Origin of the sequence: Labrys sp. 22185 (assembly GCF_052045555.1) — a bacterium.
In the GTDB taxonomy this organism is placed as follows: domain Bacteria; phylum Pseudomonadota; class Alphaproteobacteria; order Rhizobiales; family Labraceae; genus Labrys; species Labrys neptuniae.
Window position 1 is genome coordinate 129,667 of sequence record NZ_JBQEPH010000005.1, and the last position, 26,896, is coordinate 156,562.

At 63.8% G+C, this 26,896-nt stretch carries 26 protein-coding genes and 1 other RNA gene; 21 read left to right on the top strand and 6 right to left on the bottom strand.

The window, feature by feature from the left end; translation table 11 throughout:
* The first annotated feature begins 20 nt into the window (after positions 1–20).
* Both ettA and ACTJKX_RS12445 read left to right on the top strand, forming a co-directional pair.
* Positions 21–1,676 (top strand): energy-dependent translational throttle protein EttA, encoded by a 1,656-nt coding sequence (gene ettA, locus ACTJKX_RS12440; protein WP_311941785.1) that lies wholly within the window; start codon positions 21–23, stop codon positions 1,674–1,676.
* A gap of 127 nt (positions 1,677–1,803) precedes the next feature.
* Positions 1,804–2,742 (top strand): hypothetical protein, encoded by a 939-nt coding sequence (locus ACTJKX_RS12445; protein WP_440725446.1) that lies wholly within the window; start codon positions 1,804–1,806, stop codon positions 2,740–2,742.
* Positions 2,743–2,753: 11 nt separating this feature from the next.
* Here ACTJKX_RS12445 and ACTJKX_RS12450 read toward each other — a convergent pair whose 3' ends face one another.
* On the bottom strand, positions 2,754–4,091 hold the full coding sequence (locus ACTJKX_RS12450; RefSeq protein ID WP_440725447.1) for an Hsp70 family protein: 1,338 nt from the start codon (positions 4,089–4,091) through the stop codon (positions 2,754–2,756).
* Positions 4,092–4,469: 378 nt separating this feature from the next.
* On the opposite strand from ACTJKX_RS12450, the gene ACTJKX_RS12455 reads away from it, so the two are divergent.
* The 6 genes from ACTJKX_RS12455 (at position 4,470) to ACTJKX_RS12480 (ending at position 9,377) form a co-directional block, all read left to right on the top strand.
* Positions 4,470–5,195 (top strand): SDR family oxidoreductase, encoded by a 726-nt coding sequence (locus tag ACTJKX_RS12455; protein ID WP_440725448.1) that lies wholly within the window; start codon positions 4,470–4,472, stop codon positions 5,193–5,195.
* Between the two features lie 169 nt (positions 5,196–5,364).
* Complete coding sequence (gene tam / locus ACTJKX_RS12460; protein WP_440725449.1) at positions 5,365–6,135, top strand: trans-aconitate 2-methyltransferase; 771 nt, start codon at positions 5,365–5,367, stop codon at positions 6,133–6,135.
* A 106-nt stretch (positions 6,136–6,241) separates the two neighbouring features.
* The gene (locus tag ACTJKX_RS12465; RefSeq protein WP_440725450.1) at positions 6,242–6,880 is read left to right on the top strand and encodes an SGNH/GDSL hydrolase family protein; all 639 of its coding nucleotides are present in this window, start codon (positions 6,242–6,244) and stop codon (positions 6,878–6,880) included.
* A gap of 250 nt (positions 6,881–7,130) precedes the next feature.
* A complete protein-coding gene (locus ACTJKX_RS12470; protein WP_440725451.1) occupies positions 7,131–8,213 on the top strand; it encodes a 3-deoxy-7-phosphoheptulonate synthase in 1,083 nt (360 codons plus the stop codon).
* A gap of 94 nt (positions 8,214–8,307) precedes the next feature.
* Complete coding sequence (locus tag ACTJKX_RS12475) at positions 8,308–8,682, top strand: hypothetical protein (RefSeq protein ID WP_367623249.1); 375 nt, start codon at positions 8,308–8,310, stop codon at positions 8,680–8,682.
* Positions 8,683–8,765: 83 nt separating this feature from the next.
* Positions 8,766–9,377 (top strand): MOSC domain-containing protein, encoded by a 612-nt coding sequence (locus tag ACTJKX_RS12480; protein ID WP_440725452.1) that lies wholly within the window; start codon positions 8,766–8,768, stop codon positions 9,375–9,377.
* Between the two features lie 34 nt (positions 9,378–9,411).
* Here the strand turns inward: ACTJKX_RS12480 and ACTJKX_RS12485 are convergent, their stop codons facing one another.
* Positions 9,412–9,969 (bottom strand): dihydrofolate reductase family protein, encoded by a 558-nt coding sequence (locus ACTJKX_RS12485; protein ID WP_440725453.1) that lies wholly within the window; start codon positions 9,967–9,969, stop codon positions 9,412–9,414.
* A gap of 201 nt (positions 9,970–10,170) precedes the next feature.
* Here ACTJKX_RS12485 and ACTJKX_RS12490 point away from each other — a divergent pair, with 201 nt between their 5' ends.
* Both ACTJKX_RS12490 and metF read left to right on the top strand, forming a co-directional pair.
* Positions 10,171–11,169 (top strand): ArsR/SmtB family transcription factor, encoded by a 999-nt coding sequence (locus ACTJKX_RS12490; RefSeq protein ID WP_311941755.1) that lies wholly within the window; start codon positions 10,171–10,173, stop codon positions 11,167–11,169.
* Complete coding sequence (gene metF / locus ACTJKX_RS12495) at positions 11,169–12,062, top strand: methylenetetrahydrofolate reductase [NAD(P)H] (RefSeq protein ID WP_440725454.1); 894 nt, start codon at positions 11,169–11,171, stop codon at positions 12,060–12,062. Before ACTJKX_RS12490 ends, metF begins: the two co-directional genes overlap by 1 nt.
* 117 nt (positions 12,063–12,179) lie before the next feature.
* Here the strand turns inward: metF and ACTJKX_RS12500 are convergent, their stop codons facing one another.
* From ACTJKX_RS12500 to ACTJKX_RS12510, 3 genes are all read right to left on the bottom strand, one after another.
* Complete coding sequence (locus ACTJKX_RS12500) at positions 12,180–12,986, bottom strand: aminoglycoside N(3)-acetyltransferase (RefSeq protein ID WP_440725455.1); 807 nt, start codon at positions 12,984–12,986, stop codon at positions 12,180–12,182.
* A 26-nt stretch (positions 12,987–13,012) separates the two neighbouring features.
* Complete coding sequence (locus ACTJKX_RS12505; RefSeq protein ID WP_440725456.1) at positions 13,013–13,546, bottom strand: GNAT family N-acetyltransferase; 534 nt, start codon at positions 13,544–13,546, stop codon at positions 13,013–13,015.
* A 228-nt stretch (positions 13,547–13,774) separates the two neighbouring features.
* Entirely contained in the window at positions 13,775–14,482 is a 708-nt protein-coding gene (locus ACTJKX_RS12510) for a B3/B4 domain-containing protein (protein WP_440725457.1), read from the bottom strand.
* Positions 14,483–14,688: 206 nt separating this feature from the next.
* Between ACTJKX_RS12510 and ACTJKX_RS12515 the strand changes: the two genes are divergently transcribed.
* From ACTJKX_RS12515 to ACTJKX_RS12545, 7 genes are all read left to right on the top strand, one after another.
* The gene (locus tag ACTJKX_RS12515) at positions 14,689–15,717 is read left to right on the top strand and encodes a CorA family divalent cation transporter (protein ID WP_149251451.1); all 1,029 of its coding nucleotides are present in this window, start codon (positions 14,689–14,691) and stop codon (positions 15,715–15,717) included.
* 61 nt (positions 15,718–15,778) lie between these two features.
* Complete coding sequence (locus ACTJKX_RS12520) at positions 15,779–16,534, top strand: N-acetylmuramoyl-L-alanine amidase (RefSeq protein WP_367623241.1); 756 nt, start codon at positions 15,779–15,781, stop codon at positions 16,532–16,534.
* A 155-nt stretch (positions 16,535–16,689) separates the two neighbouring features.
* Positions 16,690–17,092, top strand: an RNA gene (gene rnpB, locus ACTJKX_RS12525) — RNase P RNA component class A.
* A gap of 211 nt (positions 17,093–17,303) precedes the next feature.
* Positions 17,304–17,555, top strand: a complete 252-nt coding sequence (locus tag ACTJKX_RS12530; protein ID WP_068282064.1) for a GlsB/YeaQ/YmgE family stress response membrane protein — start codon at positions 17,304–17,306, stop codon at positions 17,553–17,555.
* Between the two features lie 171 nt (positions 17,556–17,726).
* On the top strand, positions 17,727–17,909 hold the full coding sequence (locus tag ACTJKX_RS12535; protein ID WP_068282065.1) for a CsbD family protein: 183 nt from the start codon (positions 17,727–17,729) through the stop codon (positions 17,907–17,909).
* A gap of 154 nt (positions 17,910–18,063) precedes the next feature.
* Positions 18,064–19,593 (top strand): PAS domain S-box protein, encoded by a 1,530-nt coding sequence (locus ACTJKX_RS12540; protein ID WP_440725458.1) that lies wholly within the window; start codon positions 18,064–18,066, stop codon positions 19,591–19,593.
* Positions 19,594–19,741: 148 nt separating this feature from the next.
* Positions 19,742–20,572 (top strand): transglutaminase-like domain-containing protein, encoded by an 831-nt coding sequence (locus tag ACTJKX_RS12545; RefSeq protein WP_394308023.1) that lies wholly within the window; start codon positions 19,742–19,744, stop codon positions 20,570–20,572.
* Positions 20,573–20,612: 40 nt separating this feature from the next.
* Here ACTJKX_RS12545 and ACTJKX_RS12550 read toward each other — a convergent pair whose 3' ends face one another.
* Positions 20,613–21,647 (bottom strand): DUF4424 family protein, encoded by a 1,035-nt coding sequence (locus tag ACTJKX_RS12550; RefSeq protein WP_440725459.1) that lies wholly within the window; start codon positions 21,645–21,647, stop codon positions 20,613–20,615.
* A gap of 251 nt (positions 21,648–21,898) precedes the next feature.
* On the opposite strand from ACTJKX_RS12550, the gene rsmH reads away from it, so the two are divergent.
* The 4 genes from rsmH (at position 21,899) to ACTJKX_RS12570 (ending at position 26,709) form a co-directional block, all read left to right on the top strand.
* A complete protein-coding gene (gene rsmH / locus ACTJKX_RS12555; RefSeq protein ID WP_440725460.1) occupies positions 21,899–22,936 on the top strand; it encodes a 16S rRNA (cytosine(1402)-N(4))-methyltransferase RsmH in 1,038 nt (345 codons plus the stop codon).
* Positions 22,933–23,289: a cell division protein FtsL gene (gene ftsL / locus ACTJKX_RS12560; RefSeq protein ID WP_311941718.1), complete on the top strand. Its 357-nt coding sequence runs from the start codon at positions 22,933–22,935 to the stop codon at positions 23,287–23,289. The genes rsmH and ftsL overlap by 4 nt, the downstream gene beginning before the upstream one ends.
* Entirely contained in the window at positions 23,286–25,106 is a 1,821-nt protein-coding gene (locus ACTJKX_RS12565) for a peptidoglycan D,D-transpeptidase FtsI family protein (protein ID WP_440725461.1), read from the top strand. The genes ftsL and ACTJKX_RS12565 overlap by 4 nt, the downstream gene beginning before the upstream one ends.
* Before the next feature lie 151 nt (positions 25,107–25,257).
* Complete coding sequence (locus ACTJKX_RS12570; protein ID WP_440725462.1) at positions 25,258–26,709, top strand: UDP-N-acetylmuramoyl-L-alanyl-D-glutamate--2,6-diaminopimelate ligase; 1,452 nt, start codon at positions 25,258–25,260, stop codon at positions 26,707–26,709.
* Positions 26,710–26,896 lie beyond the last annotated feature (187 nt).

A 26,896-nucleotide genomic window follows, 5' to 3' on the forward strand; every position in this document is an offset into this window, starting at 1 on the left:
GAAAGCTCGAGCAGGCAGCAATGGCCGCGTATCAATTCGTCTACCACATGCAGGGTCTGAACAAGACCTATCCGGGCGGCAAGAAGGTCCTCGACAATATCCACCTGTCCTTCTACCCGGACGCCAAGATCGGCGTGCTCGGCGTGAACGGCTCGGGTAAGTCGACGCTGCTGCGCATCATGGCCGGCATCGACAAGGACTTCACCGGCGATGGCTGGGTGGCCGAAGGCGCCCGCGTCGGCTATCTGCCGCAGGAGCCGCAGCTCGATCCCAACAAGAGCGTGCGCGAGAACGTCATGGACGGCGTCGCCGCCAAGAAGGCGATCCTCGACCGCTACAACGAACTCGCCATGAACTATTCGGACGAGACGGCGGACGAGATGACCCGCTTGCAGGACGAGATCGACGCCAAGAATCTCTGGGATCTCGACAGCCAGATCGACCAGGCCATGGACGCGCTGCGCTGCCCGCCCGACGATGCCGACGTTTCAACGCTTTCGGGCGGTGAGCGCCGTCGCGTGGCGCTGTGTCGCCTGCTGCTCGAGCAGCCGGAACTCCTGCTGCTGGACGAACCGACCAACCATCTCGATGCCGAGACGGTGGCCTGGCTCGAAGGCCATCTGCGCACCTATCCAGGGGCGATCCTGATCGTCACCCATGACCGCTACTTCCTCGACAACGTCACGGGCTGGATCCTCGAGCTCGATCGCGGCCGCGGCATTCCCTATGAGGGCAACTACTCCACCTGGCTGGTGCAGAAGCAGAAGCGCCTCGCCCAGGAAAAGAGCGAGGAAGCGAGCCGCCAGAAGCAGCTCGCCGCCGAGCAGGAATGGATCGCCGCGAGCCCCAAGGCGCGCCAGGCCAAGTCCAAGGCCCGCATCAACGCCTATGAGGACCTGCTCGCCAAGGCCAACGAGAAGGGCCCGACTACGGCCCAGATCATGATCCAGACCGGTCCGCGCCTCGGCGGCAAGGTCATCGAGGTCGAGGGCGTCTCCAAGGCCTTCGGCGATCGCCTGCTGATCGACGATCTCTCGTTCTCGCTGCCCCCCGGCGGCATTGTCGGCGTGATCGGCCCGAACGGCGCCGGCAAGACCACTTTGTTCCGCATGCTGCTCGGCCTGGAAAAGCCCGATGCCGGCACCATCACCTTCGGCGATACGGTGCAGCCGGGCTATGTCGACCAGTCGCGCGATGCGCTCGACCCCAACAAGACGGTGTGGGAAGAGATCTCCGGCGGCAACGAGATCCTCTATCTCGGCAAGCGCGAAGTGAATTCGCGTGGCTACACCTCGGCCTTCAACTTCAAGGGCGGCGACCAGCAGAAGAAGGTCGGCGTGCTCTCGGGCGGCGAACGCAACCGCGTGCAGCTTGCCAAGATGCTGAAGGAAGGCTCCAACGTCCTCTTCCTCGACGAACCGACTAACGACCTCGACGTGGAAACGCTGCGGGCCCTGGAAGAGGCGCTTGAGAACTATGCCGGCTGCGCCGTGATCATCTCGCATGATCGCTTCTTCCTCGACCGCCTCGCCACCCATATCCTCGCCTTCGAGGGTGACAGCCACGTCGAGTGGTTCGAGGGCAATTTCGAGGCCTATGAGGAAGACAAGAAGCGGCGCCTCGGCATCGATTCCACCATTCCCAAGCGCATCCAGTACAAGAAGTTTTCGCGCTAAAGGGCTGTACGAAAGCGAGCAGGGTTTCGATTGAGAAATTCCTGAGAAGGAAGAGTAAGAGTCAAGGTGCGACTTGCGAAATTCGCGCCTTGCTCTCGTCTTGTGGTTCGTACGAGCCTCGCGCACCATGCCTGATGCAAGAGCACCGACCGCTTATTTGATTGCCTGGGTGCGGAGCATCCTCGCCATGGCGGTGGCTGCCTACACGCCCTTTGCGATGTTTTCACCGGTGGGCTTTGCGACTGTCCTCTTCTTCGTCTATTTCGTTCATATTGGGTTCGCCACCTATGAGGGCAGGTTCTCCCGCCGACGAACCTGGAGCTGGATCGTTCTGGTCCCAGCTCTTTTTTTCGCGCAGATAATTGTCTTTTCTGGATATTTCCTGCCTTGGGGCTGGCTGACCCCAATACTGGTAGGTGATGGCACACAACTGCCGCAATGGTTGATCGGTCCCTTGCAGTTTGTCGCATCCCCGACGGGCCGTGATTTCCTGACTGTGGTCGTATTGCCTCTGGCCTGGTTATTCCTGGCGCTCGACTGGCTCTTTGATTGGCTTGATTGGCGCGGGGAGAAAAGAGCGGGTCTGCGCTGGCCAGGGATCATCTTCATATTGGTCACCCTCTTTTTGGGGTGGGGTGTTGGCCTGATGTGGCGGGATGCGGGAGCATTTAGTGTCGGCAAGCCAAGTCTGCCTTCGATCTTGCCCCAATGGTATGTGAGTCCGGCTTATGCCGTCCTGCGTTGTATTCCCGACAAACTCGGTGGTGTGATCGCGATGCTCGCCGTCATGCTTGTGCCGATATTGCTGCCCTGGTTGACATCGCCCCGTTACAGGTTGCCTCCGCTGAGGAGTTGGTTCCAAGGGGCTTGCCTGCTGTTCGCTCTGGGGTGGATCGGCCTCTGTTGGCTCGGCCGTCAGCCGCCGGAGGGAGTGGTGATCTGGTTGAGCCAAGCGCTGACGACCTGGTATTTCGCATTCTTTATCGTTGTCCTACCCATCTTTGCGATCTGGTCGCGGCGACGCGCGAAAGCCGAAGCCGCTGAGATTGCGCGCGCCTTCGATTGACGTCTCGACCGTTACGCCGCCTTCCTGACCTCCCAGCGCTCCTTCTGCTTGTCCTGCCCGATCAAGGCGAGGCCATAGGCGATCGACTCGAACTGGTCGGTAGAGACCAGGCGCTCTTCGCCGAACCGCTCGGCGAAGAGCTTGCGGATGGCCGGCACGAAGGAGGTGCCGCCGGTGAGGAAGACGCGCTCGATCTCCTCGGCCCGGGTGTTGGCCCGGCTGAGGCCCTCATCGAGGCTCGCCTCGATGCGGGCGACGTCTCCGGCGATCCAGCGCTCGAAATCGCGGCGCTTCAGCGGAGCCGTAATCTCGATGTCGCCGCCGGCGAAACGGAACTCGGTCTCGTCCTGGCTTGACAGCGCGATCTTGGCTTTCGATACCGCGCTGTAGAGTGAGAAACCCATGTCGAACTCGACGATCTCGATGAATTTTTCGAGCTTTTCCGGTTCCAGCGCGACCTTGGCCAGGTCCTGCAAGCCCTTGAGATCGCCATTGGTCTTCATCATGGCGAGCTGGTGCCAGCGCGCCAAATTGGCATAATAGTGATTGGGGATCGACAGTTCCTTGTCGAAGGAGCGGAAGCGCCCGCCCTTGCCCAGGCGCGGCGAGACGATGCGGTCGACGATCGAATAGTCGAAGGCGTCGCCGGCAATGCCGATGCCGGAATGGCCGAGCGGCTCGGCCTTCAACTGGCCGGCGACCTGCTCGAAACGCATGATCGAAAAGTCGCTGGTGCCGCCGCCGAAATCAGCGACCAGCACGGTCGCGTCGCGCTTGAGCTGGCGGGCATAGAAGAAGGCCGCGCCCACCGGCTCATAGACGTAGGTGGGGCTGCTGACGCCGAGGCGCTCGAAAGCGGTCTGGTAGCGCTGCATGGCCAGGTCGTCATCGGGCTGGCGGCCGGCAAAGGTCACGGGACGGCCGATGACGAGGTTGGCCGCCGACAGATCGAGCCGGCCGTCCGCATGCTTGACCAGCGTGTTGAGGAAGGTCGCCAGCAGGTCCTCGAAACGGAAGCGCTCGCGGAAGATGCGGGTCTCCTGGAAGGTGGCGCTGGCGGCAAAGCTCTTGAAGGACTGGATGAAGCGGAAGGCGGTGGTCGCTTCGACGAATTGCTCGATGGCCCAGGGCCCACCCTCGACGCGAATCGTGGACTTGCCCGGGCGGCGCTCGTCCCAGAAGCACAGGGCGGTGACGAAATGGTTCAGGCTCTGGCCGCCATGCTCGAAGTTCAGCGCCTCGGTGCGACCGTCGGCATGGGCAAAAGCGACCACCGTATTGCTGGTACCGAAGTCGATGCCGATAGAGACGGGGGCGCTCTGTCCCGTTGCTGGGGATTGGGGCGGCATGAGGCCTCCTAGGGCGTTTTGCGATCCGTCGGGGCCGACAAGAATCGCAAGGACGCGTCGAAGCTGAGGGCAGAGCAGGTAAAGCGTCCAGGATTGAACGCGCTTTGCTCCGGCGATGGGGAAGAGGGCCGCGGGAAATAGCCCATGAGGCGCGCCAAAGCTAGAGCAAAGTGCGTTCAAGTGTGAACGTCCCTTTGCTCTAGCTCCTTGTTCCCAAGCCAATCCGAAAGATTGGCTCAAGCGTCTTTGCGATTCGAAGTGGCTCCGTTGAATCGCAAAACGCTATCGTGCCGATCCAAAATTTCCTGACTTTGATTTGTCAGACTTGTCAGCAGCCTCCCGCCCGCTACCATGCCGCCAAACATGCGGGAGGACGCGATGGAATTTGCCGGCGAGCGTATCGTGGTAACGGGAGCAACCAAGGGCATCGGGCGGGCCACCGCCAAGCTGCTGGCGGCGCGGGGCGCTGAGATCATTGCCATCGGGCGCGACCAGGCCGAGCTCGAAAGCCTGTCCGCCGAGACCGGGGCGGAGATCCATGCCGTCGACCTCGCCGATCCCGAGGCCGTCCGCTCCGTGGCCCGTTCGATCCAGCCCGTCGACCGGCTGGTCAACAATGCCGGCACCACCACGCTCGAGCCTTTCCTCGAAACCAGCGTCGAGGCCTTCCAGGAATTGATGTCGGTGAACGTGGTCGCGGCCATGATCTTCGGCCAGGAATGCGCGCGCAGCATGATTGCCCGCGGCAAGAAGGGGGCGATCGTCAACGTATCCAGCATTTCCTCTTCGATCGGCTTTACCGATCATGCAGCCTATTGCGCCAGCAAGGGTGCGCTCGACTCGCTGACGACGGTGATGGCGAACGAACTCGGGCGCCAGGGTATTCGCGTCAATGCGATCTGCCCGACAGTGATCCTCACGCCTATGGCGGTGAAGGCCTGGAGCGATCCCGCCAAGGCCGCCCCCATGCTGCAGCGTATTCCGCTGGGACGCTTCTTCGAACCGGAGGAAGTGGCCGAGACCATCGCCTTTCTGCTCAGCGACAAGGCTTCGATGGTGAACGGCGTCGCCATGCCGGTGGATGGTGGCTTCCTGATCACCTGATGCGGCCGGCCTCGTTCCGTCTGCCGGTGCTGTGGCATCGTGCCGAACAAGCGTGCCTGTTCTCAGCATTCGCGGTGCGACAATGAGACCTGCAGCATCGGGTCCAATTCCGCTGGCGGATACGGCGCGTTAGACGCTTCGTCGGGGCGAATATTCAAGGATATTTTTCATGGCCGATTGGAATCCCTCGCTTTATCTGCGTTTCGAGGACGAGCGCACGCGACCGGCGCGCGACCTGCTCGATCGCGTCCCCCTGGCGGCGGCTGCTCTTGCCGTCGATTTGGGGTGCGGCCCCGGCAACTCCACCGAGCTTCTGGCCAAGCGCTGGCCCGCTGCCGAGGTGATCGGGATCGACACCTCCGAAACCATGCTGTCGGAGGCCCGCAAGCGCCTGCCTGCGGCGCACTTCGAGCAGGGGGACGTGACCAGCTGGCAGGCCGAAAAGCCGCCGGAACTGATCTTCGCCAATGCGGTGATGCAGTGGGTGCCTGGACATGCGGCGTTGCTGCCGCGGCTGCTCGCCCAGACCGCGCCGGGCGGCGTACTGGCCGTGCAGATGCCCGACAATCTGGCAGAGCCGTCCCATCGCCTGATGCGCGAGACGGCCGCGGACGGCCCCTGGGCGGCCAGGCTCGGCGATGCCTCGCGCATCCGCGAGCGCATCGTGCCGGCTGAGGACTACTACAACCTGTTCGCCGGACAAGCGTCCTCGATCGATATCTGGCGAACCACCTATTATCACGTGCTTGATAATGCGCCGGCCATCGTGTCCTGGCTGCGGGCGACCGGCCTGCGCGCCTTTCTCGATCCGCTCGATCCCGAACAGCAGCCCGCCTTTCTGGAGGCCTATACGGCGCGCATCGCGGAGGCCTATCCGCCGCGGGCCGACGGCAAGGTGGTACTGGCGTTTCCGCGGCTCTTCATCGTGGTGCAGCGCTAGATTCTGGGATAGCAGGCGTCTCGCCTGCAATTCCCTTCATACCAAGCGCGGTAATTCCAAGAGCAGGCGAGACGCCTGCGATCCCAGAAGAAAGTTTGTCGTTCCCATGAAGAATGTTCTTTGTTTCGGCGATTCCAACACGTTCGGCACGCCGCCTCTGGCCAGCCTTGAAGAGGCCCGGCGCTATGACGGCAAGACGCGTTGGTCCGGGGTCATGCGCAAGATTCTCGGCCATGCCTGGCATGTGATCGAGGAGGGGCTGCCGGGCCGTACAACCATTCGCGACGATCTCATCGAGGGCATCCACAAGAACGGCCGGCGCTATCTCGCTGCCTGTCTCGAAAGCCACCGTCCGCTCGACGTCATCGTGCTGATGCTGGGTACCAATGACCTCAAGGCCCGCTTCGGTGCACCGCCGGAGGACATTGCCGCCGGGGTCGACATCCTCGCCGGCATCATCGCCGCGACGCCCAATCTCGACCGGCCGCCGGCCAAGCTCCTGATCGCCTGCCCGCCGCCCATCCGCGTAGTCGGCTGCCTCGGATCGCTCTTCGCCGGCGGCGTGGAAAAATCGCAGGCTCTGCCGCCCCTCTACGAAGCGGTCGCGCGCAGGCACGGTGCCGAATTTCTCGACGTTGGCAAGCTGATCGAGGTGAGCCCGATCGACGGCATCCATTATGAAGCCGACGCGCATCTCGCCCTCGGACAGGTGTTTGCCGAACGGGTGCAGGCGCTGGGAAGCTGATTGCTTGCCGGCAAATTCGCACGTGACAAAACCTTTCGCCGTCGCTATATGCCTGCCATGACCTTTGCATCCGCCCCCACCTTTTACTGGTATTTTGGCTTTCGCAGGCCTCAGGCGGAGGTAGGGGTGCGCTCGATCTGAACGTAGCAACGGATCAAACCCAGACAACCGCCAGCCCGACTGGCGGTTTTTTTATGCCGCCGGCCGGGACCCACCAGAACCCCAACGAACCGAGACTGGAACCCAGGCCATGTTGAGCACCACCGACGATCTTCGTATCCGTGAAATCAAGGCGTTGACCACGCCGGCTGACGTGATGGGCGAGCATCCCCGCACGCTGGAAGCCACCCGCACCGTCACGCAGTCGCGGCAGGCCGTGCACGATATCCTGCGCGGCAGCGACGATCGTCTCGCCGTGGTGGTCGGCCCCTGTTCGATCCACGACCCGGCGGCCGCCCTCGACTATGCCGATCGCCTGATGAAGCTGCGCCAGCGCCTGGGTTCCTCGCTGGAAATCATCATGCGGGTCTATTTCGAGAAGCCGCGCACCACGGTGGGGTGGAAAGGCCTGATCAACGACCCCGATCTCGACGGTTCGTTCCAGATCGACAAGGGGCTGCGTATCGCCCGCAAGGTGCTGCTCGACGTCAACAATCTCGGTTTGCCGGCGGCCTGCGAATTCCTCGACATGACCACGCCGCAATATATCGCCGACCTCGTCGCCTGGGGCGCCATCGGCGCGCGGACCACCGAAAGCCAGATCCATCGCGAACTGGCATCGGGCCTCAGCTGCCCCGTCGGGTTCAAGAACGGCACGGACGGCAATGTGCGCATCGCGGTCGACGCGGTGAAATCGGCCTCGCAACCCCATCACTTCATGGCGGTGACCAAGGATGGCCGTTCGGCCATCGCCTCGACGTCAGGCAATGAGGACTGCCATATCATCCTGCGCGGCGGCAAGAGCACCAATTACGATGCGGCGAGCGTCGAGGCGGCCTGCAGCGAAGTCGCCAAGTCCGGCCTGCCGCCGGTGGTGATGATCGATGCCAGCCATGCCAACAGCTCGAAGAAGCCGGAGAACCAGCCGCTAGTGCTGGCCGATATCGGCACGCAGCTTGCAGCAGGCGATAATCGCATCATCGGCGTGATGATCGAGAGCAACCTCGTTGCCGGTCGCCAGGACCAGGTGCCCGGTAAGCCGCTGACCTATGGCCAGAGCATCACCGATGGCTGCATCGACTGGGACACCACCGTCGTCGCCCTCGAACGCCTGGCACTGGCGGTCGAGCAGCGCCGCATCGCCAACCGCGACGCGGTGAAGGTCGGGGCATGATCGGGGGCGGGTCTTAGGACCCGCCTTCCACTGTCGCCGATTTGACGCGGCCCGCCCTGAGCCGGCATGGTCGCGCCGGAACGGAGGCGAGGACGTGAGCGATACACAGATCATCAAGAAGGTCGTTTTTGCCGTCTGGTGGCGGATCGGCATTCCCGTGGCCCTGTTCGTCTTCGCCGTAGGCTGGGCGCTGAACTTCCTGTTCTATGTCGCGCCGATGCTGCAGGTCACCGGTTCGATTTCCCATTATGGCGCCATGCTGATCGCCGGGCTGCTGGGTGGCGACGTCTCGGCCTTTCTGGGTGACGGCGGCCTCATTGGCAATGTGGTGATCGGATTCTTCCGCGCCATTCTCGATAATCTGCCGATGCTGGTCGTCCTGGTGCTGCTGACACGCTGGCAGATTCGGCGGCATATGCCCCGCATCCTGCGCGATTGTGGGTTGGTGAGCGCAGGCGAGGAGGGTTGAGGCCAGCCATCGAGCGGCATCTTTGCGTCGCTGCCGATTCGATGGCAGACCGAGATTCCCATGCTGCCAGACGAGGTGAGACCATGCCGGATCCTTTGATCAACACCACCTCCGACATCGCCGTCAGGCCCGTGCTCAAGCGTGCGGGGCGGGTGGTCATGGTCGCTGCAGCCGGCGGAGATGCGATCGGGGCGGAAAGGCTTGCCGAGCTCGTGCTCACGCATGAGGGCATACCGGGCGATCGGCATGCCGGCTTCCTCAGGCCTGCCGATGTGCGTGTGCCCTGGTTCGAGCGTAATGCGCCGATTCACAACGAGCGCCAGGTTTCCATCGTCTCGATGGAGGAACTTGCGGTGATCGCCGGCAATCTTGGCGTCGAGCGCGTGGAGCCGGAATGGCTCGGCGCCAATCTCGCCGTGGGCGGCGTGCCGGATTTCTCCTTTCTGCCGCGCGGTTCCAGGCTGTTCTTTCCCTCGGGCGCCGTGCTTGCGGTGATGGGCCAGAACGATCCCTGCCGCATCGCCGGCTCTGAGGTCGAACGGCACCTCATCGGGCAGGAGGGGCTGGCCCTGCGCTTTGCCGCCGCGGCCAAGCGCTTGCGCGGTGTGGTCGCCACTGTCGACCGTCCCGGTTCGATCCGGAGCGGGGAGACGTTCAAGCTGCGGGTTCCCGAGCAATGGATCTGGCAGGGCTGAGCCGGCCTCCCCGGAGGGGATGCCGTTTCGCCTTTCAGCTGGCGGGCGCATAGCGCAGCAAGGTTACGCCTTGGGGCAGGCTTTCATTGCCGAGCGGCTTCAGTCCGAGCGACAGGCCTTGCTGAAAATAGGGCTTGCCGCCCCCCAGGACGATAGGGTGCATATAGAGCCGGTATTCGTCGATGAGGTCCGATCGTGCCAGTTCGGCGGCGAGGGTGGGGCCGGCGACGCTGATCTGGCCATCGCTGTCCGACTTGAGCGAGCGTACCACCGCCATGGCGTCCGAACTTACCAGCCTTGCATTCGGCCCGACCTCCCGCAATGTCGTCGAGAAGACGAGCTTTGGCGTCTCGCGCCAAGCGTGGGCAAAATCGATCTCGACCTCGTCAGCGTCCTGCTCGCGCTCGGGACTGTCCCAATAGCGCATCACCCCATACATGCGCCGCCCATAGAGGGCGACCGAAGTCTGCCTCATGAGCTGGTTGAAATGCCGGTGCAACTCGGCCTGGGGGATCGGCAGGCCAAATTCCTGCTGCGGCCCCGCGACATAGCCATCCAGAGACATCAGCATGGCATAGAAAATCGTGGCCATCGGTACCTCCCTCACGCTTCTCCCTACCATGCCCAAACTAATTGCATTATGCAATCGGTTTCGAAGGGGCGAGGGTGAATTAGCCAGTCTACCGGCACAAAAGTCGGCTGTTCACATTATGACGTCGCTTGTAAAACAAATTCCTTGCGCATTTTAGGAAATGACATAAACATATCTTTATGTGAGAGGCGGTTGCGCGGAATGACGAATTTGGCTCCTTTCGAGACGGTGTTGGGCACGCTCAAGGCGGCAGGCGAGCCGACGCGCCTGCGTCTGCTAGCCATTCTGGCGGAGGGCGAGCTCAACGTCACCGACCTCACCGAGATCCTCGGCCAGTCACAGCCGCGTATTTCGCGTCACCTCAAGCTCCTGGTCGAGGCCGGGCTGGTGGAGCGCATCCGCGAGGGCGCCTGGGCATTCTTCCGCCTGGCCGAAGGGACGATGAAATCCGAGATTTTCGGTGAGATTCTCGCGGGCCTCGACCGCAGCGACCGTATTCTCGCCCGCGACCGCTCCCGCCTCGTCGAGGTGAGGCGCACGCGGGCGGCGGTGGCTGCCGATTATTTCCGCGCCCATGCCGGCGACTGGGATCGCATTCGCGCCCTGCATGCGCCCGACGAGGCGGTCGAGGCGGCGCTGCGCGATGTGGTCGGCAGCCAGCCCATCCAGGCCTTCCTCGACATCGGCACGGGTACCGGGCGTATGCTCGAACTGTTCGCCCCCCTGGCGACCCGGGCCGTCGGCATCGACGCCAGCGCCGAAATGCTGGTGATCGCCAGGGCCAATCTGGAACGCAACGGCATCCGCAATGCGGTGGTGCGGCAGGGTGATCTCTTCGCGCTGTCAGTCGAACCGGGCGCCTATGATCTCATCATCGTGCATCAGGTCCTGCATTATCTCGACGACGGTGCCAAGGCCCTGCGCGAGATCGGGCGGGCCCTGCGCCCGGGTGGCCGGCTGGTCATCGTCGATTTCGCTCCGCACGAACTCGAATTCCTGCGCGAGGATTTTGCGCATCGTCGTCTGGGATTTGCCCGCGAGACCATCGAGCACTGGCTGGAAGCCGCGCATCTGCGGCCGGATGGCTGGCGCCTGGTGGATGCCGGGGAGGGGCCGTCGAGCCTCACCGTATCGATCTGGACCGGGCGTGATCCGCGCCGGGTTTCCGACACTATCACTCTTGGTCAGGAGGTCGCGTGATGGCTGGTCACGCCTTGCCCTCACACGGCGGTATCCGGGTTTCCTTCGAGTTCTTCCCGCCGAAGAACGCGGAGATGGAGGCCTCCCTGTGGGAGGCGATCGAGCGTCTGGCGCCGCTCGATCCCCTGTTCGCCTCGGTCACCTATGGTGCCGGCGGCACCACCCGCGAGCGCACGCATGGCACGGTGGCGCGCATGGTGCAGGAAACAGATATCCGCCCAGCGGCGCATCTGACCTGCGTCGGGGCCACGCGCGAGGCCATCGACGAGGTGATCCGCGGCTATGCCGAAGCGGGTGTGCGCCACATCGTGGCGCTGCGCGGCGATCCGCCGGCCGGCGTCGGTGCCCACTACGAACCTCATCCGGGCGGCTATGCCAGTTCGGCTGACCTCGTCGCGGGCATCAAGGCACTGGGCGATTTCGAGGTCTCCGTCTCGGCCTATCCCGAGAAGCACCCCGAAAGCCCGTCGCTCGCCTTCGACATCGATATCCTGAAAGCCAAGGTCGATGCCGGCGCCACGCGCGCCATCACCCAGTTCTTCTTCGACAACGAGCATTATCTGCGCTTTGTCGATCGGGTCCGCGAGGCGGGCATCGATATTCCGATCGTGCCGGGCATCGTGCCGGTGCAGAATTTCAACCAGGTCCGCAACTTTGCCGAGCGCTGCGGGACCGAGGTGCCGCAACGCCTCGCCGATCGTTTCGAGGGCCTGGACAATGATGTTGCCACTCGTAAACTCGTGGCCGCCGCCGTCGCCGCCGAACAGGTCTTCGATCTCGTCGACCGCGGCGTCAGCGATTTTCACTTCTACACCATGAACAAGGCCGACCTGGTCTATGCCATCTGCCATCTGCTCGGCCTCAGGCCGAAGGTGGAAAAAGCGGCGGCTTAGCGGGAGCGCGGACTACTAGTCCGCTCCGGCAAACGAGGTGCGTGCACGACGAAGTGCGGACATCGCGACATGTCTGCATGTCGTTGCGATGTCCGCGCTCCAGGAAGGCTCGGTGCTTCATTCCATGCCACGCCAGCGCGCGACGGTGGCATCGACCGCCTCGCGGACAGGCAGGAGATGGGACCGGGCCGATCCCACGATGCCGCTTTGGGCGATGCCGGTCTCGACGAGATGCCGTCCAGCATCCTCCAGAAGATCCACACGCAGGATCGGTGTCTCGTAGCGCACCCAGCGGCGTTCGCCATCGACCATCAAGGGAGCGCCCTCCTGGATCAGGGCCTGATGCGGCCAGGTTCGGCGTTCGGCCAGATGCAGGACGGTGCAGCTCTCGAAGGTGACCCCGAGCAGGAGCACTCGGGCTTGCAGATCATACAATCTTGCCAGCGGCGAGTTCTCGCCGAAGGGGTCTTCGAGAGGCTGATCGCGAAGGATCGCGCTGGCCTGCGTCCCCCAGGCTGCCAGCGAGCTGGCGGGATGGCTGCTGCGCGACACCCGTGGCCAGGTCCGGAACAATTCGGCGATCCTGCCCATGCCCCGCGTCGGCGTCCGCTTGGGGTCGAAGGCCGGCATCGATTGGCGCACGGGTTCATGCCAGGCTTGCGGGATGGGTGGTGCGCCCCAGTGGACGGGATCGGTGAGATCCGCCGACATCGCCGGCATGACGAGCGTGCCTGCAGGCGTGATGACGTCGCAAAGCGCCTGGATCATCGCCGTTTCGGCGCCGTTGACCCAGCCGAGCGCCTTGAGGGAACTGTGCACGAGCAAGGTTTCGCCGGGCCTGACCCCCAGTGTCCGCAGGTCGGCGGCAAGGCTTTCCCGCGTTCTCGGCGTCGCGCTTTGCCGGATGATGCTTGCCTCGGTCATGATGTCCTCGGGGACAGGGCGCGGGGTCAACCCCGCAACCGTGCCATCAAATGGGCATCCGCGAACGCCCCGGCCCGGAATGCGTAATTGCGCAGGACCCCCTCCTGCTCGAAACCGAACCGTTGGTAAAGGCGTATGGCCCGCAGATTGTCGGCAAAGACCGTCAGTTCGAGACGTTCGATCCTCAGCCATTGATCGGCCGCGTCGATGATCTCCCGCAGCAGCGCGGTACCGATACCCTTGCCGCGATGGTCGTCGTGGACACCCATGCCAAGACCTGCGGCATGGGCTCGCCGGCCGCCATAGCGCTCCAGGCCGGCATTTCCCACGACGGTGCTGTCGAGCACGGCGACGAGGTTGAGGGCCTCGGGGCCGAGACCCTCCAGCCATCGTCGGGCCAGTTCCGGCTTCTGATAGGGCAGGCGGAGTGTGCCGGCCCGGTAGCCGGGAAGATTGGCGAGCGCGGTGATCGCGTCGACATCCTCCAGACGCGTGGCACGTATCGACAACCCCGGCGGTGCGGGCCGGGAATCGGAGGGATGGTATAGGGCTGGGGACATGGTCACTCTCCTTTTTGCGGGAGAGCCGGGCTGCCATGGACCCTGCTCGCCTCGCAGGGTCCGTGGGTCGCTCGTATCGCGCTTACGGCAATACCCTTCCCGCGCCCCTAGGCAGGTGCGTGGCAGGATGCATGCAGGTGGTGCGCTTTGCGTTCACGCGCCGACACTAGGTCATTGGTTCGGGATCGGCAAGATCACGAGAACACCCCGCGCAAAGACACTCGTCGCTCAGCCCAGCGTGATCGCGGGATTGCTCCTGTCGGCATAGGCGATTGAGACCTTTGCGCCGCAATCGGCGGTGAGCCAGCCGGCGAGATGATTGGCGGCCTCCTCCAGTTCACCCCAGCCATTGGCCTGAACCGTCACCAGCGCCCGCCGGGTTTGCGGCGTGATGGCCGAGCGCATGTCCTGGCGCCAGTTCCAGCGGCGGCACAGCACATGCCTGCTATCGGCGAGCACCACCTCGCCATCCTTGGGCGGATCATTGGGATCCTCGCCGGCCTCGGCGCCCATGTCGAGAAAGCTGTCGCCGGGGCGTGAGAAGCGGAAGGCGACGGGCGGGGCGATCCTGTCGAGATCGTCGGCACCGATGCAGAAGCCGTGCTGCAGCGAGATCGTGTTGTAGATGTCGACAAAATTGTTGATGGCAGGCAGCCTGTCGCCGGCCATCACGCGCTTGATCAACCGCTCGACCGAGGAGCGATAGCTGGTCTTCTTGATGCCGAAGCCCTTATAGGCGCTGTGCCAAGCCGCGACGCCCGGAATGGCGGAAAGCTCCATTCCCTCGTACTGGCTGCGGCAGGCGGCTTCCGAGGCCAGGATGGCCGCATCGAGATGGCCGGGGCGCCCCGCAGCGACGGTGAGATCTTCGGCCAGGAGAATGGCGACGCGAAAGTCGGGAAAGCGCTCGGTCAGTTCGGCAATGGTCAGCTGCATGGAGGTCATTCGCTGGTCGGTTTGGCGTGGCGCCGGCATCGAGTGGTGATGATGTCACAAAAGGAATCATCATGCTTTTGATTGATCTTGCCACGAGGTATCGAACGGATAATGTGAATCCGCGTGGTTCGGCAAGCTTTTGTGCGGGCTGTGCTTTTCGGTTCTGCCGGGAGGCGTCCCGGCTGCTCTGACTGTGGTGAGGCCGTATGGAAACCGCCAGCGCGCCGACTGCGAGCTATGGTATCGAACCCGGATTGCGTTTTGCCCTGCTACTCGACGGGCGCGGCGGCTGCTGCCAGCTCGACATGGCGCAAGCCCGGGCCTGGAAGCCCGGTGATGGCGTGCTTTGGCTGCATCTGGAACGTGATCATCCCGCCGCCGCCGACTGGGTCCATGGCAGGGGAGATTTCGATCCCGTCGTCGCAGATGCTCTCCTGGAAGAAGAGTCGCGGCCGCGTGTCGAGCCGATCGACGAGGGGCTGCTGATCATCCTACGCGGTGTCTGTGCGACCGCGCCCGAGGAAGTCGAGGAAAAGCCCGCCGATATCGATCTGGTTCCGCTGCATCTGTGGGTCGATGGCGATCGCGTGATCTCGCTGCGTGACAAGGATCATTACATCACCGCTCTGCGCGACATCCGCAAGGCGCTGCACAAGGGCAAGGGGCCGAGTCATTCCGGCGATCTCCTGGCGATGATCGGCGACAAGCTGGTGCGTGACCTTGAGCCGGTGCTCGATGCCATGGACGAGGAGGTCGACGAACTCGACGATCTGATCTTCCAGGGCGATGCCGGCGAGGTGCGCGAGCGCCTGAAGCTGCTCAGGCGACGCGCCGTGCAGCTGCGCCGCTATCTCGCCCCCCAACGCGATGCGCTCAATCGCATGGAGCATGACGACGCGCCGTGGTTGAATGAACGCGACAAGCTGCGCCTGCGCGAGGTGATCGACAAGCTGATGCGCTTCATCGAATATCTCGATGCGATCCGGGACCGGACCGGCATCCTGCATGACGATCTTTCCACCGTGATCGGCGAGCGCATCGCCCATAATTCCAATCGCCTTGCCGCCCTTGCCGCGCTGCTGCTGCCGCCCAGCGTGGTGGCCGGCCTGTTCGGCATGAATGTCGGCGGCATTCCCGGCGTCGACAAGGGCTGGGCCTTTGCGACCATCGTGGGCTTCGTTACCGTCACTTCGATCGTCACACTATGGGTTCTCAAGCGCATCAACTGGCTGTAAGGGGTTTTGCTGCCGACACAGCGGATCGGCCGTTCCATCCGCCGCATCAAAAAGACCGCCCTTGCAACTCGATTCATCCCTCGCCAGCCATGCCGTCGCCTCGCCCAATCACGGCGAGCGCCTCGATCCCGTGTCGCCAGCTCTCTTGATCCTGCATTATACCGGCATGCCCGATGGCGCGTTGGCGCTGGCCCGGCTGTCCGATCCGGCTTCGCAGGTTTCCTGCCACTATCTGGTCGATGAGGACGGGCGGATCGTCCAGATGGTGCCGGAGACTCGCCGGGCCTGGCATGCCGGCCAGGCGAGCTGGGAGGGGATGGCCGACATCAATTCCCGTTCCATCGGCATCGAGATCGTCAATCCCGGCCATGAATGGGGCTATCGGGATTTTCCCGCCGTGCAGATGACGGCGGTCAAGGCCCTATGCCGCGATATTGTCAGCCGCCACGCTATTCGCCCTTATCACGTACTCGGGCATTCGGATATCGCACCCCTGCGCAAGACCGATCCCGGCGAGCGCTTCGACTGGGCAGGTCTGGCCGGAGAAGGGGTCGGCCTTCACGTAGAGCCTGCCGCCATCCAGGGAGGGCGTTTTTTCTCCGCCGGCGAGGCCGGGCAACCCATCGAGGCGCTGCAGGCGATGTTCTCGCTCTATGGTTACGGCATCGAGGTGAACGGGATCTACGACACGCTCACCGAGGCGGTGGTGACGGCCTTCCAGCGCCATTTTCGCCAGGCCAGGGTCGACGGCGTCTGCGACGCTTCCACCATCGAAACCCTGCGCAGCCTCATCCTGGCGAAGCAGGCGATGATGTGACTTTTCGCACAGCGTGCCGGTCCGGCCGGCGCTAATGTCATTGGCGAATGGTTCTCCCATTTCCTCCCAAAGACACAACTTCCGGCGTCCATCCTATCGGTGGGCGCCGGTTTTCTTTGTTGACGCCGCTGACGCTTGGCGTCACACAGGCGCGGCTAGCTGGCCGGGCGGCCGCTGTTGCCAGGTCTCGACCTGGGAATGGAGGAAAGTCCGGGCTCCACGGAAATAGGGTGCCGGTTAATGGCCGGCGGGGGCGACCTCAGGGAAAGCGCCACAGAAAGCAAACCGCCTCGGCAGGCTCGCTTGCCGAGGTAAGGGTGAAAGGGTGCGGTAAGAGCGCACCGCGCGGCCGGTAACGGCAGCGGCATGGCAAGCCCCACCCGGAGCAAGACCGAATAGGGACGGCCGCGGCGGTCTTCGGACGCGCCGGAGCGCATTTCCGCGCTGCCGTCCGGGTTGGTTGCGTTGAGGTCACCGGTGACGGTGGCCCCAGATGAATGGTCGCCACGTCCGCGCAAGCGGGCCATACAGAACCCGGCTTACAGGCCAGCTAGCCTTGCCTTTCCTGCAGATGAAGCGATCCGGCCTTGAGCCCGGCCGTTCTTGTTTTTGTCACCGAACGCCGCCACATTGCAGCCGGGTGACTTCCCCAGCGGGTATGATTCCGATTCAGGGAGGCGCTGCAGTCAGTTGAAATCGCGCGGAATTCGGGAACGAGCCGCCTGTGGCGGTCCGGCGAGTTTCTGCGGACTTCGAACCGGGTAACATCATGGGTATCGTCTGGACCATCCTTATCGGCTTCATCGTTGGCCTGATCGCGCGTTTCCTCTCGCCGGGCCAGCACAATCCCAGCGGCTTCATCCTCACCACGGTGCTTGGCGTGGTCGGTGCCGCACTGGCAACCTGGCTCGGACAGCAGATCGGCTGGTACACGATCGGCGAAAAGGCGGGCTTCATCGGCGCCGTCGTCGGGGCTGTCATCGTGCTGCTGGTCTGGCGGGCCTTTGCCCGCAGTGCGTGAGTTTCCGAAGCCTTCGCCCCGGCCCTATCGACAATTGGCCTTGCCGCTCCTGATACAGATGGATCAGGCCGCTTGATGCCATGGCGTCTTTCGCGATTGCGCGCGACATGCGGCAATCGGAAAGGTAGCCGGACGCAGGCGCGCCGGCCGTGGCAACTCAGGAGGACGGACATGGACAAGGATCGCGTCGAAGGGGCCGCAAAGCAGGTCAAGGGCACCATCAAGGAGGCCGTCGGCAAGGTGACTGGCGATACCAAGACCCAGGCCGAGGGCAAGGCCGAAAAGCTGGCGGGCAAGGTCCAGAATGCGGTGGGCGGCGCCAAGGATGCGGCGCGGGATGCGCTGAAGAAATGAGAAGGGCGGGGAGCGCCGCAACGCGCTCCCCCGCAGCAGTCATTTAGGCGCCTGCCAGCAGGCGCCGTTCCTTTCGCCCCATACCTTTCCGGACTATGGTTCCGCCTACAAGAAGTGGCGTGCCGCGGCTCTTGCCGGCAAGTGGGAACGGGTTATGGCGAACGAGGTTCCGGATGTGAACATCCTGCGGCGACAGGTGGACCGACGGCAGCTCCAGGAGATCATTGCAGGGCTGGCCGAAGGCATCTTGCTGATCGATCCTGCCGGGGGGATCGTCTGGGCCAATGAGAGGGCACTCGACCTGCATGATGCCGAAGAACTGGCCGCATTGGGCAGGACGCCGGCTGAATATCGGCAGACCTATCTGCTGAAATACCGCAACAACCACGCGCTGGCTCCCGAACAATATCCGCTGGATCGCCTCCTGGCGGGAGAGGTGTTCGAGGATGTGGTCGTCGAAGTCGTCAAGGCGGCGCCGCCCAAAGGGAAAGAGGGATGGCGCAGCATCCATCAGCTCCGGGGACTGGCTCTTGCCGATTCCGCCGGCGATCCTGAATCCTATGTGCTGGTCATCCAGGATCTGACCGAGCGTTTTACGGCGGAGGAGCGCTTCGAGCGTACTTTTGCGGCTAACCCTGCGCCGGCGATCATCTGCCGGCTGGCCGATCTGCGTTATGTGAAGGTCAATCACGGTTTCCTGGAAATGACCGGCTACAAGCGCGAGGAGGTCCTCGGCCGCTCCACCTATGAAATCGACGTGCTGGAGAATGCCGCCGGTCGGGACAGCGCCATCGCTGCCCTGCGCGAAGGGCGCACGATTCCGCAGACCGAGGCCACCCTGCGCATGGCCGACGGTGAGCCGAAGTTGGTCATCGTTGCCGGGCAGCCCATCGAGGTTGGCGAGGAGCCCTGCATGCTCTTTACCTTCATGGACATGGAGCCGCGCAGGCGGGCCGAACTGGCCTTGCGACAGAGCGAGGAGCGCTTCTCCCGGGCCTTTCGCATGACCCCCGTGCCGACCATTGTGATGGCCCGCAAGGATTTCCGCGTACTGGACGTCAACGAGGCCTTCGCCGTGGTGCTGGGCTATGCGCCTGATGAGGTGATCGACAAGCCCATAGCTCTGGTGCCGATCTGGTCTTCGAGTGCATCGTGGCGGCAGCTCGAACGGGATATCGAAAGCGATGGAACCCTGCGGAACAGGGAATTCAAGCTGCGCAGCCGGCACGGCGAAAGCCTGGACTGCCTGGTCTCGGCCGAGACCGTCGGCATTCAGGGCCAGGATTGCGTGCTGATCGTCCTGCAGGACATTACCGAACGCAAGCGATCGGAAGTCGAACTGATGTCCGCGATCGAGGCTGTGATGCAGGATACCTCATGGTTCAGCCGCACCGTGATCGAGAAACTGGCCAATCTGCGCGACGGAGGAGCGTCGAACGGAGCTTCCACGGAACTCGCCGACCTGACTCCGAGGGAGTTGGAAGTGCTCGGCCTACTTTGCCAGGGGCTGAGTGATGCTCAGATCGTCAAGGCCCTGAAGCTCACCCGCAATACGGTGCGCAATCACGTTGCGCGCATCTATGGCAAGGCCGGTGTGCACAGCCGGGCTGCCGCGGTGGTGTGGGCGCGTGAGCGCGGGTTCACCGGAGCTTCGCAAAGGGCCGCACCGCGCCGCTCGAGTTGAAGTGTCCTGATGCATCCGTACTAGCAACGCTGATATAGTAGCTTCTATTGCTGCCTAGTCACCGGCGCTAGCCTGCAACCCTCGGCGTGCCGGCCACCTCTCCAGCGGGACGAGGATGCAGGCCGGCGCCGCTCATGGGAAAGCCAAGATGCATATCCGCTACGGTTTCGATATCGAGATGCAGTTCTCGCAACCGACCACGCTGATCACCGTCCTCGATGTTCATCCATCGCGGCGCGGCGATATCGTCCGCGAGCAGGACCTCTCTGCCTTGTCGAACCATCCGACCCAGGCCCATATCGACAGTTTCGGCAATCTCAGTCGGCGCATCCATGTCGAGGATGGTTTCCTGCATCTGCATTGCGATGGCATCATCCGCGACAGTGGAGAGCCCGACAAGGCGGTGCAGAGAGCGAGAATCCTGCCCATCATGGCCCTGCCGAAGGAAACGCTGATCTATCTGCAGGGCAGCCGCTATTGCGAAACTGATCTCCTGGCCGATTTCGCCTGGAAGCATTTCGGAGAGATAACCGATGGCTGGCAGCGGGTTCAGGCCGTCACGGACTTCGTTCATTCGCATCTGAGTTTTGGCTACGAGCATGCCAGCGCCACACGCTCGGCCCTGCAGGCCTTGGAGCAGAAGGTCGGCGTATGCCGCGACTTCGCCCATCTGGCGGTTGCGTTGTGCCGCTGCCTCAACATTCCGGCGCGCTACTGCAATGGCTATCTCGGCGACATCGGCGTGCCTGCCGATCCCGCCGCCATGGATTTCAGCGCCTGGTTCCAGGCCTATCTCGGCGGGGAATGGTACAGCTTCGACCCACGCCACAACCAGCGCCGGATCGGCCGGATCCTGATCGGTTGTGGCCGCGATGCCGCTGACGTCCCGATGATCAGTTCCTTCGGCCGCCACAGCCTGAGCAAATTCGAGGTTGTGACCGAGCTGGCCGCGGAAGAGCAGGAAGCCGCGAGTGCGTAGCGGCAGCGCTCTCGGCTGAAAAGCGTGATCCGCAAGGAGTTTATGGCGCGACGTTCTTGTCGAGAATCAGGATGTCGATATTGCGGTCCGGCGCGTAATTGTTGCGCTTGAGCTCGTAGCGGGTGCTGCTGACCTTCTTGGCGCCGTCTGCACAGAAGGAGACCAGATTGTCGGGAAAGGCCTTGTCGATGACCAGGCCGAACCGGCCGGCGGGGTCGGACCAGCGGCCGCCGCCGACAAAGGCATAGCCGAAATAGGTCTGCCGGGTCTTGGGCGTCTTGGCGGTTTCGCCCGGCTGCGGCTTTGCTGCGGTGAGGCGCTTGGTCAATGCATCGGCTGCGCGCAGAAAGCCCTCATTGACGCAGTATTTCTTCTGATATTGCGTCAGAGACTCGCCTGTCAGGTTGGCGCGGTCGAAATAGAGGCCGGCTGCCGAGCCCACGCTCGGCGTGTAGCTGTATTGCAGGATAATCTCCTTGCCGGCCGCCAGAACCTGCTGGCGGACGATCCTCGACCGCAGGGTCCAGAGCGGGACCCAATTTTCGCCCGCCTGCTCGATGTAGCCCGGCGTGCTCAGCTTGGCTCGGTCTTCGCTGCTCAGGCGCTTGAGGGCCTCAGCCGTCGTCGCGCCGGCGGGTAGCAGCGGTATGTTCATGCCCTTGAGCAGATCGGTGATTTCGCTCTCCTTACCGCCGTCGGGCGTGAAGAAGGCATGCTGTTCGACGCTCGTCTCGACCGATTTGCCGGCGGCCCTGGCCTGGACATTCAGGAAATTCGGTGATGCCGGATTGGGAATGGCCAGATCGAGATCGGTTTCGCCGGTCACCTCGGGCAGGGGGAAGGCGACGGTCAGCGTCAGGTCCTGGCTCGCCTTGTTGAGGAAGCGATAGGCGGCCCGGACCTGCCTTGCCGAAAGGAAGATATCCTCCGCCTTCAATTCGAGCTGGTCCGCCGGCTCGACGATCAGCCCGCCGGCATCGAGATTGGCAAGGCTCTCCTCGGCCGAGACACCCGTCATGGGTAGCGTGAGGGTCAGGGCTGCAGCGCAATAGAGCGCTTTGGCGGGTCGGGGCATCGGCTGCGAATCTCCACACCGTCGAAACGGTTCGGCGGCGATAGTGCCCGCCTTTGCGGCAGTGCGAAAGAGGCAGGGAGAGAAGGCAGCGGCTCAACTGCTTGGCGAGGATGATGACGTAACGGAATTTTCAAGGGACGAGCCGGGCTCCACGAACCCTTCATTAACCTTTCATGGGCGTTAATGGGATTGGAGAAATCTGCCCGATTTGCGGGCCGGTTCCGCCTGTAATTCCTGCCTTTGAGAGTTCGATGCCCGCTTCCTCCGCAACCGCCAACGATGCCGCCCGGCATGTGCCGGTGATGCTCGCCGAGGTGCTGAAAGCGCTCGAGCCCAGGGCAAACGAGCGCTTCATCGACGGCACGTTCGGGGCAGGGGGTTATACGCGCGCCATCCTGGCGGCCGCGCCCGACGTGCAGGTGCTCGCCATCGATCGCGACCGCAATGCCATCACCGACGGCATGGCGCTGGTGTCCGAAATGCAGGGACGCCTGACTTTGGTCGAGGACCGTTTCTCCCATCTCGACAAGCTCGCTCCCATGCTGGGCGAGAGCGGCGTCGACGGGGTGGTGCTGGACATCGGGGTGTCCTCGATGCAGCTCGACGAAGCCGACCGCGGCTTTTCCTTTCGCAGGGACGGGCCGCTCGACATGCGCATGTCGCGCGAGGGCTCGCATGCCGGGCCGAGTGCCGCCGATCTCGTGGCGCAGTTGCCCGAAGAGGCGCTGGCGCGCATCTTCCAGGTGCTGGGCGAGGAGCGCCGGGCCCATGCGTTGGCCCGCGCCATCGTCACCGATCGACAGAAGGAACCCTTTCTCACCACCATGCAACTGGCGGATCTTTGTGGCCGGGTGATCCGTTCCAAGCCCGGCGACATCCATCCCGCAACCCGTGCCTTCCAGGCCCTGCGCATTGCCGTCAATGGTGAGCTCGACGAACTCGGCCAGGCTTTGCTGGCCGCCGAGAGGGCACTCAGGCCCGGTGGGCGCCTGGTGGTGGTGACCTTCCATTCGCTCGAGGACCGCATCGTCAAGACCTTCTTCGCCGACCGTACCCGCAGCCAGGCCGGCGGTTCGCGCCATCAGCCGGTGGCGGCGGTGCCACCCCCGACCTTCGTTCAGACCCATCGGGGGGCGCTGGCGGCGAGCGAGGCGGAAGCCGAGCTCAATCCCCGCGCCCGTTCCGCCAAGCTGCGCTTCGCTGTCCGCAGCGAGGCTCCCGCTCGTGACACCGGCACCAGTTTCCTCGGATTGCCTGAGGTAAGTCTTCAATCCGGGAGAGGCCGTTGACCCGTATTCTCAATCTCATCCTGGTCGGCCTGCTGGTGGCTTCGGCCATCGGCGTCTATTCGATCAAGTATGAATCGACCCTGCAGGCCGAGAAGGTGGCGAAACTCCGCCGCTCCATCGAGACCGAACGCCGGGCCATTGAATCGCTCAAGGCCGAGTGGGCCTATATGAGCCAGCCCGATCGTATCGGCGCATTGGCCAAGCGCCATCTCGACCTCGTGCCGATGAAGGTCGTCCAGTCCGTCGATGTCGCCGATCTGCCCGAAAAAGCGCGTGAAGGCGATCTGATTGCCGAAAAACTCGAAGGGCTCGGCCTGGCCGGGGCGCCGCAAGTCACAGGATCGACCCCATGAGTGAGGGGAACATGAGCGACGGGACCATCGTGGACAATCCGGCAAGCACGCCGGCGCCCGAAGCCGGTGCGAACCCGGATATTGGCAGCCCCGCCAAGGCGCCGCCTCGGCGCCTGTCCAAGCTCGAGAAGAGCGCTGGGCGCATCGTGCTGATCGTGGTGGGGTTCGTCTGCATCTACATGGCGATCATGGCGCGGCTTACCCAGTTCGGCACCGCTCCCGACCAGCAATATGATGCACGCCGCTCGGCGGCCGACCAGTTGGCGGCGGCTCGCCCCGATATCCTCGACCGCAACGGACGGATCCTGGCGACCGACGTGCAGGTGCCCTCGCTCTATGCCGAGCCGAAGAAGATCATCGACGTCGACGAGGCGACCGAGCTGCTCACCGCCCAGATGCCGGAGCTCGACGCTCGCGACCTCAGGGCCAAGCTCGCCTCCGGCAAGGGCTTCATCTGGCTCAAGCGCGAGATCACGCCCGAGCAGCGCAACCGTATCTACGCTCTTGGCCTTCCCGGCATCGGCTTCATCAACGAGAACAAGCGCATCTACCCCAACGGGCCGACGGTGAGCCACGTATTGGGCGCCGTCAACATCGACAACCAGGGCATTGCGGGCCTGGAGAAATATATTGACAACAAGCGCGGCCTCTCCGAACTGCAGGCGCTCGGCTATGCCTCGACCTCCGATGCGATGAAGCCGGTGCAGACCTCGATCGATCTGCGCGCCCAGGCGGTGATGCGCGACGAGCTCATCGCCGGCATGGAGCATTTCAAGGCCAAGGCCGCGGGCGGCGTGATCATGGACGTGACCACCGGCGAGATGATCTCGCTGGTGTCGTTGCCTGATTTCGATCCCAACAATCCCGCCGATGCCCTCGATCCCAACCGGATCAACCGCATCAATGTCGGCACCTATGAAATGGGCTCGACCTTCAAGGCGCTGACGCTGGCCATGGCGATCGAATCGGGCCGCTTCACCACCAATTCCATGCTGGATGCCCGGGCCGGCAGCGTCACCATCGGGCGCTGGACCATTCGCGACTACCATCCGCAGCGCCGCATGCTGAGCCTGCCGGAAGTGTTCACCTATTCGTCCAATATCGGCGTCATCCGCATGGCGCTGGGCCTCGGCGTGCCCGCCCATCAGGCCTTCCTGCGCCAGATGGGCCAGCTCGACCGCCTGGTGACGGAGCTGCCCGAAAACGCCGCGCCGATCCTGCCGCGGCGCTGGGGTACGCTGAACTCGGCCACCATCGCCTTCGGCCAGGGCATCACCGTTGCGCCCCTGCAGGCGATCATGGCGGTCGGCGCGATGATGAATGGCGGCCATCTGATGAAGCCGACCTTCATCAAGCGCAACCAGGACGAAGCCCTGGCCTTGTCCAAGACGGTGCTCAAGCCGCATACCTCGGACGTGATGCGCTACATCATGCGCCTCAACGCCACCAATGGCTCGGCCAAGAAGGTCGACATCTTCGGCTACCAGGTCGGCGGCAAGACCGGTACGGCCGAAAAGCTGATCGGCGGGCGCTACAACAAGAACCTGAACTTCACCACCTTCATGGCGGTGTTTCCCTTCGACAAGCCGAAATATCTGATCACCGTGCTCTACGACGAGCCCAAGGGCCTGCCCGAGACCTATGGCTACTCCACAGCCGCCTGGAACGCCGGCGTCACCACCGGCAAGATCCTGGAGCGTGTCGGTCCGCTGCTCGGCGTCAAACCCCGGTTCATGGAGGTTCCCAATCCGGTCCCGCCGCTCTACGCGCCCAAGGACCAGCTCAACCAGAGCATGGCGTGGCTGGCAGCTCGATAAGCCATTCGATGGGCGGGTCACAAGATCCGCCCATTGCAGTTCGGTCGATGCATGGCCGGGATGCATCGATCGGCCATTGAAACTGCATTGCCAATCCTCATAGGCACTCTAATAAAGCCGCCGATCCCGAATCGCCGAAAATAGGACGTTCATGACCAAGCGCCTCGCCGACATCGTTTCCGAAGGCTCCCTTGCCGCCGATGCCCGCGCGCTCGAGGTCACGGGGGTCACAGCCGATTCCCGCGCGGTGAAGCCCGGCTTCGTCTTCGTCGCCATTCCCGGCACCAAGAGCGATGGCGCCGCCTACGTCCCGCAGGCCATCGCCGCCGGTGCGGTGGCGATCGTCTCCGAAGCCGCGATCGACGTGCCTGCGCCTGCCGTCCCGATCAGGGTCGGCAATGCTCGCAAGGCGCTGAGCGAGATCGCGGCCGCCTTCTATGATCGCCAGCCGGCAACCATCATCGCCGTCACCGGTACCAGCGGCAAGACGTCGGTCGCCGCCTTCGTGCGACAGATCTGGGCCAGGCTCGGTCATCAATCGGCGTCGATCGGTACCGTCGGCGTCGTCGCGCCCTGGGGCGAGACCTATGGTTCCCTCACCACGCCGGATCCGGTCGAGCTGCACCGTGTGATCGACGAACTCGCGGGCAGGGGTATCACCCATCTCGCCATGGAGGCCTCCTCGCACGGCCTCGATCAGTTCCGGCTCGATGGCGTGCGCCTTGCTGCCGGCGGTTTCACCAATCTGTCGCGCGATCATCTCGATTATCACGCGAGTTTCGAAGCCTATCTCGAGGCCAAGCTGCGCCTGTTCCGCGACCTTCTGCCCGCCGGCGCAGGGGCCGTCTTGGCAGCCGATCATGCCGAGGCCGGCGCCGTGCTGGCTGCCGCACGCCAGAAGGGCCTGCGTATCCTTAGCGTCAGTGAGACGGGCGAGGGCATCCGCCTGAAATCGGTCGAGATCGAGGGCTTCATCCAGCATCTCGAACTCGACTATCAGGGCCGGGCCTATCGGGTCAGGCTGCCGCTCGCCGGACGCTTCCAGGTGGAGAACGCCCTGGTCGCCGCGGGCCTCTGCCTCTCGACCGGTGGCGAGCCGGCTGCGGTGTTCGCTGCCCTCGAGCACCTCGAGGGCGCCAAGGGCCGCCTCGATCTCGTCGGTACCGTCGAGGGAGCTCCGGTGCTCGTCGACTACGCCCACAAGCCCGATGCGCTCGAGAAAGCGCTGGAGGCCTTGCGCCCCTTCGCGCAGGGCAGGCTGGTGGTGATCTTCGGCTGCGGCGGCGATCGCGATGCCGGCAAGCGTCCGATCATGGGCGAGATCGCCACCAGGCTGGCCGACAAGGTCATCGTCACCGACGACAATCCCCGCAGCGAGGATCCCGCGACGATCCGTGCGGCCATCATGGCGGCGGCGCCCGGTGCGGTCGAGATCGGCGACCGGCGCCAGGCGATCGAGACGGCCGTCGCGGAGCTGGCTCAGGGCGACGTACTGCTGATCGCCGGCAAGGGGCACGAGCCGGGCCAGATCGTCGGCAAGACGGTATTGCCTTTCTCCGATCACGACGTCGCCCGCGAGGCGATCGCGGCGAGGGCCGGATGATGGACGGTTTGGTGCGACATGGCATCCTGGGATCGCAGGCGTCCTCGCCTGCTTTCCTCACCTGCCAGCCGCGACGCTTCCAAGAGCAGGCGAGGGTGCCTGCGATCCCAGGGCGAGGCGATCGCCATACGGGCTGGCATCAGCGACGCAAATCCCGGGACAAATTACGGCTAGAATTACCGACGAA